The 11,828-nt window shown below is 35.9% G+C and carries 8 protein-coding genes and 1 tRNA gene; 2 read left to right on the top strand and 7 right to left on the bottom strand.

Translation table 11 applies throughout. The features are described 5' to 3' along the window. Window positions 1-25: 25 nt before the first annotated feature. From ACM55G_RS02215 to ACM55G_RS02190, 6 genes are all read right to left on the bottom strand, one after another. On the bottom strand, window positions 26-487 hold the full coding sequence (locus tag ACM55G_RS02215; RefSeq protein WP_416842270.1) for an FKBP-type peptidyl-prolyl cis-trans isomerase: 462 nt from the start codon (window positions 485-487) through the stop codon (window positions 26-28). Window positions 488-570: 83 nt separating this feature from the next. Continuing rightward, a complete protein-coding gene (locus ACM55G_RS02210; RefSeq protein ID WP_416842269.1) occupies window positions 571-1,923 on the bottom strand; it encodes a DUF5689 domain-containing protein in 1,353 nt (450 codons plus the stop codon). A 19-nt stretch (window positions 1,924-1,942) separates the two neighbouring features. Next, complete coding sequence (locus tag ACM55G_RS02205) at window positions 1,943-4,777, bottom strand: carboxypeptidase-like regulatory domain-containing protein (RefSeq protein WP_416842268.1); 2,835 nt, start codon at window positions 4,775-4,777, stop codon at window positions 1,943-1,945. A gap of 493 nt (window positions 4,778-5,270) precedes the next feature. Continuing rightward, window positions 5,271-6,485 carry an MFS transporter gene (locus tag ACM55G_RS02200; RefSeq protein WP_416842267.1) on the bottom strand — a complete coding sequence of 405 codons (1,215 nt, stop codon included), beginning with the start codon at window positions 6,483-6,485 and terminating at the stop codon, window positions 5,271-5,273. A gap of 247 nt (window positions 6,486-6,732) precedes the next feature. Beyond that, complete coding sequence (locus tag ACM55G_RS02195; RefSeq protein WP_416842266.1) at window positions 6,733-7,773, bottom strand: Gfo/Idh/MocA family oxidoreductase; 1,041 nt, start codon at window positions 7,771-7,773, stop codon at window positions 6,733-6,735. A 226-nt stretch (window positions 7,774-7,999) separates the two neighbouring features. Further along, window positions 8,000-9,070 (bottom strand): NADH:flavin oxidoreductase/NADH oxidase, encoded by a 1,071-nt coding sequence (locus ACM55G_RS02190; RefSeq protein WP_416842265.1) that lies wholly within the window; start codon window positions 9,068-9,070, stop codon window positions 8,000-8,002. A gap of 196 nt (window positions 9,071-9,266) precedes the next feature. Between ACM55G_RS02190 and rseP the strand changes: the two genes are divergently transcribed. Both rseP and ACM55G_RS02180 read left to right on the top strand, forming a co-directional pair. After that, window positions 9,267-10,610, top strand: a complete 1,344-nt coding sequence (gene rseP / locus ACM55G_RS02185; protein ID WP_416842264.1) for an RIP metalloprotease RseP — start codon at window positions 9,267-9,269, stop codon at window positions 10,608-10,610. A gap of 138 nt (window positions 10,611-10,748) precedes the next feature. Continuing rightward, window positions 10,749-10,822, top strand: a tRNA-Asn gene (locus tag ACM55G_RS02180). 107 nt (window positions 10,823-10,929) lie between these two features. Here ACM55G_RS02180 and ACM55G_RS02175 read toward each other — a convergent pair. Continuing rightward, the gene (locus ACM55G_RS02175) at window positions 10,930-11,328 is read right to left on the bottom strand and encodes an NUDIX hydrolase (protein ID WP_416842263.1); all 399 of its coding nucleotides are present in this window, start codon (window positions 11,326-11,328) and stop codon (window positions 10,930-10,932) included. Window positions 11,329-11,828 lie beyond the last annotated feature (500 nt).

Genomic DNA, 11,828 nt, shown 5'->3' with positions numbered 1-11,828 from the left:
TGGTTTTATAAAGAAAAACAAATACCTAATTCACGGAAATAAGTTTAACCTCAAAAACGAGTACGGAACCTGCAGGAATAGGTCCACTCGCATTACTTCCATAACCTAAGTGAGCCGGAATTAAAAGAATCCCACTTCCTCCTGTTTTAAAATGAGGAATTCCTTCTGTCCAACCTTTTATCACTTGATTCAAACCAAAAGAAATACCTTCCGGTTTACTTTGGTCAAAAACATTTCCACTTGTAAAATAACCTTTGTAAGCCACTGTTACATTAGAAGTTGCCGTAGGTTGCGCACCGGTGCCGGCCTCATTAACCACATAATACAATCCTGAATCACTTCTTTGAGCAGTTAAATTATTTTTAGCGATATAATCAACAATTTCTTTTTCATTTTGAGCCGTATAATCAACAGATTTAGATGCTCCACCATCTGTTAAGCAAGAAACAAATAGTATAGAAACTAATGCTAATAAAATAGATTTCATAAATTTTAATTTAATTTGTAAGGCTGCAAATATATAAAATACACGGTACATAAATTGGGTTTTTAACTGCGATGTGATCAATATTATTTTTCAAAAATCTGCACATCATCCACCTGAAAAGCGCCATCCAACGCAAGGTCTCTCCCTGAACCTATATATTTAAACGCTACATTAATTTTGCCTTTATAAGAAGATAAATCTATTGCTCCACTTCCTATAAATTGATACCAAGGCGTGGCTTGTTTAGGTAATTTTGCCAAAATCGGAATCCAATTCGCCGTAGCCACATTCAATCCGTCAAAATTAGTGGAAACATAAACTTCCAAAGAATTTAATGGGGAGTCCACATCTAAATGATGTTGGGCAGATCTGAAAGTCATAATTTCACTGGTATGTTTATCCATATCTATTTTTGGAGAAATCAACCAAGCCACATTCGAGACTACCTTTGTACCTGAAATATTAAATTCGGCATACCCGTTTCCGGAATATACTGTCCCTTTCCAGGAAAGCGCTCCTTTTTGAACAATATTGGCCCATCCCGGAAGGCTCAAATTTGATTTATCTATCACCGTTTCAAAATCTTGAGAGAAAAAAGGAGCTACTCTGTTTCCTGTCATTACAACATCTTTCGCAGAGCGTGGTAATATTTGGTAATCAGTTCCATACTTTGTTAAAATCCCTCTTACTTTTCCACTCCCGTCCGGAACTAAATTACTGGAAAAATCAGCGAAACTGCTGGTTCTAAAATACACCTGATTCCCTAATTTATCCATCAAACCCCAATTGGTTGCGCCGCCCACATTATTGGTTTCTTCAAAATAATGGCGACCAATAGCATCCGCCGTAAACTGAACATCCGATAATTCGATCAAAGTATTCAGATTAGAATCATTCAATAAATCTTCCATTGAAATTGTCTTCACAAGAACTTCCTCCTTTAGGGTTGTACAAGAAGCATTCAGCACTTTTTTATAGTCATTTTGGGAAAGTCGCCCCACTCCGCCTTCATTGTATGAATTCACAAAAATACTTCCTATTCGCATGCCTCCAAATAAGATATCAGTGTACTTGTCTTTTAGTTTTAAATATACTTTATTACCCATTCTATAGTCAATATACAAGTTTGTAGCATCGATAGGAACACTAAAACCTACAGCTGGCTTTGTGGCTGTTGCCAAAGTTTGCAAGGAAATCGATTTAAAAAAATTACCTGATTCATCGCTGGAAACAACATACGCTTCTATAATGTCATCATACTTATATTGGGTTACTATTGCATTTGCATTTTCCCGAACTTCAGCAACGGTTCGGTTTACGGTTAAATCCGGTTGCGTACAACTTAGTTTCGGAATTTCAACGGCATCGTTCACACAACTTGCAAAAAGGATGGTGATTGCTATAGAAAAAAATCGATTACAGATATTTGTTTTCATAATAAGTCATTTTTCAAGTTTATAAATTGATTGCAAGATTTACGAAATAGGTTCTTCCATAACCATAAAAATATTTGTTTCCAAAAGATGGTGTTCCGCTGGAAACATCCTGATTTCGTTGCCTGAAATTGGAGTTTCTGGCTTGCTCATAACCACCCGTTTTATAAGTCACATCAAGCATATTATTGATGCTGGCAAAAAGACCTATATACTTACCATAAATACGCCATGATTTTCCGCCAACTATGTTTAACAATGTTGTTGGAGCAAATTTTTCCTGTTGCAATAATTCCTTGCCTCTTTCTTCGGTGGCTTCCGGAAAGGGAAATCCGCTGGCGGGATTGATAAAAAAGTGATCTGTTCTGGCAATGGGAGAAAAATCAATATAACTATTTGTTAAATAATTTAGATTCACCCCAATCCACCAAAACTTAGGATTTCGATATTCAATTCCTAACGAATAGGCTTGCTGCGGCGAACCCGGTTGTTTGTATTTTTTCAATGCTGCAGTTCCAAAATCGAAAATAGGGTTGGTATTTTCTATTGAAGCTTCCGCATCATTAGTGACCATTACATCTGGATTACTATCATAGGTATATTCTCCAAAACCCGCTGAAAAAGTAGTTTTCAACGTTGCGTTTATTTGGTATTCCAGACTTATTTCAACACCTAAATTCTTCTTATTCAAATGCGTTAGCGTCTGACTCACAAATGCGCTAGTGTTGTTATATCCCGCACCATCGTCAAAAATTCCTTCGGCGTAAAAGAAAGAAGTTTGTGTCGCATTTTTTATCAACGTATAAAAAGCGGTTAATCGGGCTTTGAATCTTGGAGAACGATAGCTGTAACTCGCATCTAGGCTGCTGATATTTTCACTTTCCAGCGCATCAATAATCCTATTATTTAATCGAGAATTGGGGAATGTATTCCTGATTGATGGTGCTTTTGTTAAATGCGCTCCGTTAAAAATCAACAATTGTCTTCCAGATATTTTATACGTTAGTCCTCCTTTGAAACCGAAATTTTCAAATGTTGCTTTCTCGCTTTTTCCAAAGGAATTGGTTTCGTAAATTCCATTTTTGTACAAACCTTCTCTTTGATAATTGGCACTTGAGAAACTTTGCGCCAGATAAAAATCAACTTTGTTATACGAAAATTTGAATTGTGTAAACGCATCAAGTGTATTTGCAACATAATTATAATTGTATCCGTATTCGTCACCAACAACCACTTGACGGTTTGGATTATTCAAGTCTGATTGCGATTGGTTTCCGTTATAAAATCCATCAATATCTTCAAAATAAGTACCGCCCAATACATCCAAAAGCTTTTGGTAATTGTGTGATTTCAAGTTTTTGAAAGAACCACCAGCATTCAAAATAACATTTTCTGTCAACTGTGTATTGAATGTTGATGTTGCCACTATTGTTTTATCATCGGTGCGGTCTTCATACAAAACGTACTTGCTTTTGGTTGGTTGATAACCCGAAATTATTCCGTTTGCATCTACAATCGGGTTTTGATTGGCTTGGTACATCGCGTTCCAATCGATTTGCTGATTGGCTAAAAATTGTTCTTTGCTTTTCTCCGCATTCTCTAAATCTGGTGTAAATCCTCCTGAAAATCCCCCGTTATCTGAATCGTAATGCGAACTGTAATAACTTGGCAGTTTTCTATAATACGTAGGGTCTGGACTATTAGCATTTTGATAGTCGATGTTGCTGTTCCCAATATTTCCAAACTGATACATGAAGCTGGTGGCTAGATTTGTTTTATCATTGACTTTAAAAAAATGATTTAGCATCAAAATAGGCTCTTCGATGGTTTTCATTCTTGAATTTCTCTTATTCCCATCCTGAAAACCCCAATAGGAATTGTATTTTCCGTTTGTCAATTGGGTAACGTTGGTATTAGGGGAATTTTTCCCTCTTGAATTTGGAGTATAAAAAGCGGTAAAGTTTAAGGAATGATTGTAGGTTAATTTCTTCTCCACACTTATAATGGCGGAATTAGCATCGTAATTAGTTCCTTCAAAATAGCCTTCCTGTGCCCATCGCTTTCCTGCCGAAACTACAAATGCCCAGCCTCGCGCATTCATTCCGGAAGCATAGGTTCCCATCATACGCCAACTGTAATTAGTATTGGTTCCGGAAAATGAAATTCGGGTGCCGGGTCTGTAAATGGAAGCTCGAGTATTGATTTCCTGAGTGCCTAATATTCCGCCAAAAATATAATCCGAAGGAGCGGTTCCTATGGAAAACTCCTGATTTCGGAGCGCATCGTTGAGTCCGCCCCAATCGCCCCATTGCGGTCTGCCATCATACAATTTATTCATGGAAACACCATTAATCATCATCGTGGAATGTTCGCTATCCAATCCCCGTATCCTAAAACGGGCTTGTCCCCAATTGAAAGCAGCAGCTTGCTGAAAGGCATCTTTGGAGGATTGTAAAAGGCCAGAGGTACTTTCGGAGCCGCTGTTGTCATCGCTTAAATCACTTGCGGAAAGTGCAATTAAACTGGTTTGCTGTTCAGAAGTTTGATCTTCTTCTAATAGTATTGTGTCTAGATCGAGTATTTGTCCCGCTATAATTTCAACTGGAAATAAGGCATCTTTGTACCCTTGACTGTGAAATAAAACCAATTGTTCGCCTGCTGAAACAGTGTTAAAACTAAATTTTCCATCAACTGTTGTCAGCTGCATTAAATTCGTGTTCTGAATGGTAACCACTACATAAGGCAATGGTTGCTGCGTTTTGGAATCCATAACTTTACCAGAAATCCCTGTTTCTTGTTGTGCAAAAGCAAAAGGCATTGAAACAAAAAAAAAGGCAATAAGGGTAATTTTTATCATAAGCGTATTGAGGTCTTTATAAACGAATTAGAACATGCCAATGAATAAAAATTCTTTATTCTATTCCGACTTAATCAAATACAGTCTTTGAGCATCAACATTACGGATAATGATGATTTTTTTTGAACAGCAGCGATTATTGCTAAATAGAATAAAGAATCAGAAAAATGGAAAAAATTGTTTTTGGAAAGTGGTATTTGAGACCGAATAAAATTCGGCTTAAAAGTGTGGTATTAGAAATTTAAATAGCTTACTATTTAAATTTCATGTTAAAAATAGGAAAAAAACTATTAAGTTGTTATTTTTTATAGAAAAAATCTTATATATTTTTTAAATTCCTAATAGTCTGAAAATATTCTTCGAAATTAAAAACGCAATGAATAGCCCCGATGGCAGCAAGTATCCTTTTTCTCATTTTTTTTACGAGAAAAAGATACTGTGTACAGCGGGTATGGATACTTTTATAAAATTCGGATGTTGTGATCCTAAAAAACTAGTCTTGGACTGCCTTGATTCTGGAAACCATAAGTGCAATTAAAAATCCAAAAATACCGATGAAAGCAAATGAAAATCGCAAACCAAATGCCTCGGCTATGTAGCCGATTATGGGTGGCCCCATTAAAAATCCAAGAAAACTTACGCTGGAAACAGCTGTTAAAGCTTCGCCTGTTGGGATCGTTGGATGCTTTCCTGCGATGCTATAAAGGGTTGGTATAATAGTGGAAACTCCCAATCCTACAACCATAAAAGCGATTGTTGACGGAATTATGAATGGGAAGAATACAGCGGTAAATAAGCCAATAGAGATCATACAACCACTGATTTGCATTACTGTTTTTCGTCCAAATTTATGCGTTAAACCATCTCCAAAAAAACGACCACTTGCCATCATAATCATGAAAGAAGTGTAGCCTAAAATGACTAATGGTCCAGGCGCTTTGACAATATCTTTGAAATAAACCCCGCTCCAATCAAACATAACACCTTCGCTGGCCATACAACAAAACCCAATAACTCCTAACATAACCAGGGAGCTGTCTGGTTTGCTGAAGCCCTTTTTCTTTTCGATTCTGACGGTTTCTTTGGCTTTAATTAAGAATTTGAAATTAAAAGTCATTAACAAAATTGCGATTGCCGCAACAATCAGAAAATGGGTATAGGTATTGAGTTCTAGTGCCAACATTCCTAAGCCGACTAAAGCCCCAGTAAATCCAGCTAAACTCCACATCCCATGAAAAGAGGACATGATGGTTCTTTTAAAAAGCCCTTCGGTGTACACTCCTTGGGTATTTACGGATATGTTCGTTAAGTTTGCAAAGATTCCAAAGAAAAATAATCCAAGACCCAATTGCCAAGCATTTTGCGCTAGTCCTAAAGTGGTCAAGCTAAAAGCATACAATATAATAGAATAAGGGAGAATGCGATGGCTGCCAAAACGAGTAACCAATTTTCCCGAAAAGGGCATCATAACTAATTGTCCTACCGGAACGGCAAATAAAATAGTTCCTAAATCGCCTTCACTAAGATGCAATGCCGTTTTGATATCCGGAATTCGGCTAGCCCAAGTGGCAAAACACAAACCCATCCCAAAATAAAACATAGATACCGCCCATCGAATTCTATTCAAATAGGAAACCTTAGCGTCTTTATACGTTTTCTTGTATTTTCCCTTTGCTTTGAATCTGCCTAAAAAGTTTAAATCTATCAAAAGAATCAGTTTTAGAATTTCTTAGGGTCAAAAGTACAAAAAGCAAGCATTCATTATGTCGAAACAACACATTTACCCAGGAATATATCGTTATTGTTTATAAATTAGGTAAAAAAAGCATTACTATTTATGCGTTTTTAGCCACAAACTTTTTTGATTTTTCATGAATTTATATTTGGAAACAAAAGAAATTCGTGGGTTTTCGTCTAATTTGTGGCAAAAATTTTAAAGAACAATTATTCCTGAACTATAAATCAATTACTCTCTTCTGGGCGCTACTTTGTATGGCGGCTTCAATGATTTGCATAACATGAACCCCGTCTTGAGCGTTTACCGGCTCTGGTGTATCATTGGAAATGGAATTGTAAACGCCGTCAAAATAATCGTAATAATTACCTTGAAGTGTTTCCACTTTGCCGTTAAAAATGTCGTTCTCCATTTCAGTATGTAAAGTGCCTTCTTTACTCTTAGGTTCTTTCCCCCAAGTGTCAAGATTCGGTTTTTTTCCAAGTTTCAAATCGTCTTCCTGCACATCGCCACGCGGTTTTAAGAAAGAACCTTTTTTTCCATGAATCATAAAAGACGAAACAGTTTCTCTGACAAAAAATCCCGCTTTTAATCGGACTCTAAAATCAGGATAATAAAGCAAGATATCAAGATAATCATCTACCAAAGAATGTTCCCGCGTGATTCTAATATCAGCAAAAACAGATTCAGGCAAACCAAACAAACACAAAGCCTGATCAATTAAATGCGGGCCTAAATCCTTAAGAATTCCTGCGCCTGAATTTACAGTTTCTTTATGTGATTTTGGACTCAACAGCGGATTGTAACGATCAAAATGGAATTCGGCTTCTACAATATCACCCAATTTCTTCTCCAGAATAATTTTTTGGACGGTTTTGAAATCGCTGTCCCATCTTCTGTTTTGGAAAACGGCTAGCTTTACTCCTCTTTCTTTTGCCAAAGCAGCTAATTCCTGTGCTTGGGCCACAGTTGTGGTAAATGCTTTTTCGACAATGGCGTGTTTTCCGGCAAGCAATACTTTTTTGGCGTATTCATAATGCGTCTCCACTGGCGTATTTACTATCACTAAATCGACATCGTCTTCGAGTAAAGCCTCCAATGTGGCATAACTTTTAACCGAAGGATAATCCTCACGTATCAATTTTTTACTTCTTTCCCAAGAACCAATCAGTTCAAATCCTTTATGAAATGATATAAACGGGGCATGGAATACTTTTCCTGACATTCCGTAAGAAAGTAAAGCAGTTCTTATTTTTTGCATGAGCTGTTTTTTTTAGTCGCAAACGAATTTATAACTTTTTATTTAAACGTTAAACGAACTTCCATTCCTTATATGATTAATTGTTGAAACACATAAGGATGGAAGTTCATTGAAGAATTGGTTTTGATCCCCATTTGAACCTTTTATCGATATAAATATTAAAAAGAACCTCGAATGCGCTCGATTTGACATAGAAAACTACGTATTTTCAATGGTAATGGTGCAATTATTTAATTTTTGCTCTTTCGTATTGTTTTGGCCATTGAATATCGGCCTGAAGTTGCTCGGCGAATGTCAATCCTAAATTGGGATTTCTAAGCGATTCTCTTGCAAACAAAACCAAATCCGCTTTTCCGGATGCAATAATTTCTTCTGCCTGACTGGATGCTGTGATTAAACCTACGGCGCCTGTGAGTATTCCAGTTTCTTTTTTTATTCTTTCTGCAAAAGGAACTTGGTAATTGGGTTCCAAAGTAATTCGTTGGTGCGAAACTAATCCTCCAGAAGAAACATCGATTAAATCCACTCCTTTTTCTTTTAATATTTTCGAAAGCTGTACTGATTCTTCGATGTTCCAACCACCTTCCGCCCAATCCGTAGCAGAAATTCTAAAGAATAAAGGCAAGTTTTGCGGCCATTCCGATTGTACCGCTTCCACAATATCCAGCGTAAAACGGATTCGGTTCTCGAAGCTACCTCCATATTCATCGGTACGTAAATTAGACAAAGGCGAAAGAAACTGATGCAATAAATACCCATGAGCCCCATGAATTTCCAGTACTTGAAAACCTGCTTGAACGGCTCTTTTGGTACTCGCTTTAAAGTCGGTAATTACTTTTTCGATTCCCGCTTTGTCTAATGGGATAGGCGTTTTTTCATTATCATGATAGGCGACAGCGCTTGGCGCTACAGTATCCCAACCGCCTTGGGTTTCGTCTACTTTTCTGCCTCCTTCCCAAGGCGCCGCTGCACTGGCTTTTCTTCCGGCATGCGCCAATTGGATTCCTGGAATCGAATTTTGACTCACAATAAAACGATTAATTACTTGCATTTTTTCAATTTGTTCGTCTTTCCAAAGTCCCAAATCCCCTGGGGAAATTCTACCTTCGGGAGAAACTGCAGTCGCTTCCTGAATAATTAATCCTGCTCCGCCACTGGCACGACTGCCCAGATGCACGAGATGCCAATCATTGGCAAACCCATCTGTTGCTGAATATTGGCACATTGGGGAAATAATAATTCTATTTTTAAATGTAGTGTTTTTTATTAGAAGTGAAGAAAATAATTTTGAAGACATACGATATATTTTAATAAATTTTAAATGAAGTCAACGGAAAATCCGTTTCAAAAAAGTAAAGTTAAGGGACATAACCGAAAGTAAAAATTGAAATTTGATTAATTAACAAACATTTAAAACGGTACGGAACAATTATTGTAAATTAAACAAATAGAAAACCTTACTTTTGTAAATTGTAAAGAACTAAAATTATAAAATGGACATAGTTATCAAGCTTTCTCAATTTTTATTGAGCTTATCATTACTTATTATACTACACGAATTAGGGCATTTTATTCCTGCTAAATTGTTTAAAACCAGAGTCGAAAAATTTTACTTGTTTTTTGATGTTAAATACTCTCTTCTAAAAAAGAAAATTGGCGAAACTGAATACGGTATCGGTTGGTTGCCTTTGGGTGGTTATGTAAAAATTTCTGGAATGATTGACGAAAGCATGGACAAAGAGCAAATGGCTTTGCCACCTCAACCATGGGAATTTCGTTCTAAACCGGCTTGGCAACGTTTGATTATTATGCTTGGTGGTGTTACCGTGAATTTCATTTTGGCTTTCATTATTTATATCGGAATGGCATTTGCTTATGGTGATACCTACATTGCTAACTCTGATTTGAAAGACGGTCTTTTGATTGAAAATAAAGCCATGCAAAATGCAGGTTTCAAAACCGGTGACAGAATTATTTCTATAGATGGTGAAAAAGTAGCACGTTTTGATAATGGAATCAACGCCAAAGTAGTAATGGGGAAACAAATCCTTATTGACAGAAATGGAACCGAGCAGTCTATAACAATGCCAAATGATTTTGTGGATCAATTATCAAAACACGAAAAAGCACCATTGGTATCTATTAGAATGCCATTTGCTATTGGAGCAGTTGCTGCAGATTCTAAAAATACTGCTTTACAACCTAAAGATATTGTTATTGCCCTAAATGGTCAAAGAACAAAATACTTTGACCAAGCCAAAACAGTTTTAGAAAACAATAAAAACAAAACCATTAACGCTACTGTTTTAAGAAATCAAAAAGAAGTACAAGTTCCTGTTATCGTTTCCAAAGATGGAAAACTAGGGGTGCAAATTGGCGGTTTAGGGATGGAATCTTTAGAAAAACTAGGCTATTACAAAATTAGCAAGCAGGAATTTGGCTTATTAGAATCTATTCCTGTCGGATTAGCAAAAGGAAAAGACCAATTAATAGGGTATGGAAAACAACTGAAAATGATTTTCAGTCCAAGTACCGGTGCTTACAAACAGGTAGGTGGTTTTAAAGCCATATTTGATATTTTCCCCAATACTTGGAGCTGGGAAGTTTTCTGGACAATCACGGCTTTATTATCAATTATGCTTGGTGTAATGAACTTATTGCCTATTCCAGCACTTGATGGTGGTCATGTAATGTTTTTATTATATGAAATTGTTAGTGGTAAAAAACCAAGTGATAAATTCTTAGAGAATGCACAAATGGTTGGTTTCGTATTACTTATAACACTATTACTATTTGCTAATGGAAACGACATTTACAAGGCAATTCTTGGGAAGTAAAAAAAAATAAAAAAAGTTTTATTTTTGCTTGCAGAAATCAAATTAAGCCCTATCTTTGCACCGCTTTACAAGTGAAACAAACCACACTAATAAGCACACAAAAACGTTCATTCATTACCAGAATAAAAATATACAGTTTCCTTCTTAGCTCAGTTGGTTAGAGCATCTGACTGTTAATCAGAGGGTCCTTGGTTCGAGCCCAAGAGAGGGAGCTTTTTAAAAAGACTTTACAGTGATGTAAGGTCTTTTTTGTTTTAAAGAGTGTACATATCAAATGTTCTTTCCCATTAGAACTCCTAATTATTATGTATCTAATTGTTTATTCCAACATATTGCTTTCTTTCAAAAAATCAAAAATTAACTTATCAACCTCTGATATTTTATCTTTATCGGAATAAGCCAACCATATCATTTCTTCAATTTCTGATTCCGCTTTTAGTAAACCCGTATAACTTGCAGCATAACAAGTCATTTTGACAATCGTGTTTTCAGAATGCCCATGAGCGTGTGCTTGAAATATTCCAATAAATTTTAGGGTGTCTGCAATTAACACTACACTAAGTTCTTCTTTTATTTCACGACATAACGCCTGTTCGTCTGTCTCAGATTTTTCTCTTTTACCTCCTGGAATATAATATTTATCTTTACCAAAAGATTTTGTAGATAGAATTTTATTGTTTTTAATTTCAATCCAAGCGAGCTTATCAATTATTTTCATTTGTAGTGTTTTTGACATCTTAGTAATTGCTTCCAAAATAACTAAAATGCCTTCAAATAACCTCTTTTCTACTGGGTTTTTATTTAATAATTTTCCACGATTACTGGTCAGTTTTTTGATTCAGTAAATCTGTTAATGCTTCAAGGCAAGAATCCCGCTTTTAATTTAATGGTGATTGGAATCAAAAACAATTTTAGAACACAACGGGATTATTAGAAGTTAACTTGGTATCGTCATTTATAAAGAGTCTAAAAATTCAACCAGAATTTCAAATCAGTCTGCGGAGATAAAATTCAGTTAAAATTTTACCTTAATGAACTTCGCTCGCGCAAAAAAAAATTAAAATTGATGATCTTAAAGAAGGAGATCAAAACAACCAAGGAAGTATGCCACTATAAAATAAGCCCCTAAAAACGGAGTAACACTAGAAAAGGTTTCAAGACACTAATTTGAAATTTTTTTTATGAGAGGCTATTCAAACAAATAAAAAGCGTTATTTT

The organism is Flavobacterium algoriphilum, from assembly GCF_048158655.1.
GTDB lineage: Bacteria > Bacteroidota > Bacteroidia > Flavobacteriales > Flavobacteriaceae > Flavobacterium > Flavobacterium algoriphilum.
This window is presented reverse-complemented; position numbering and strand designations above follow the sequence as displayed.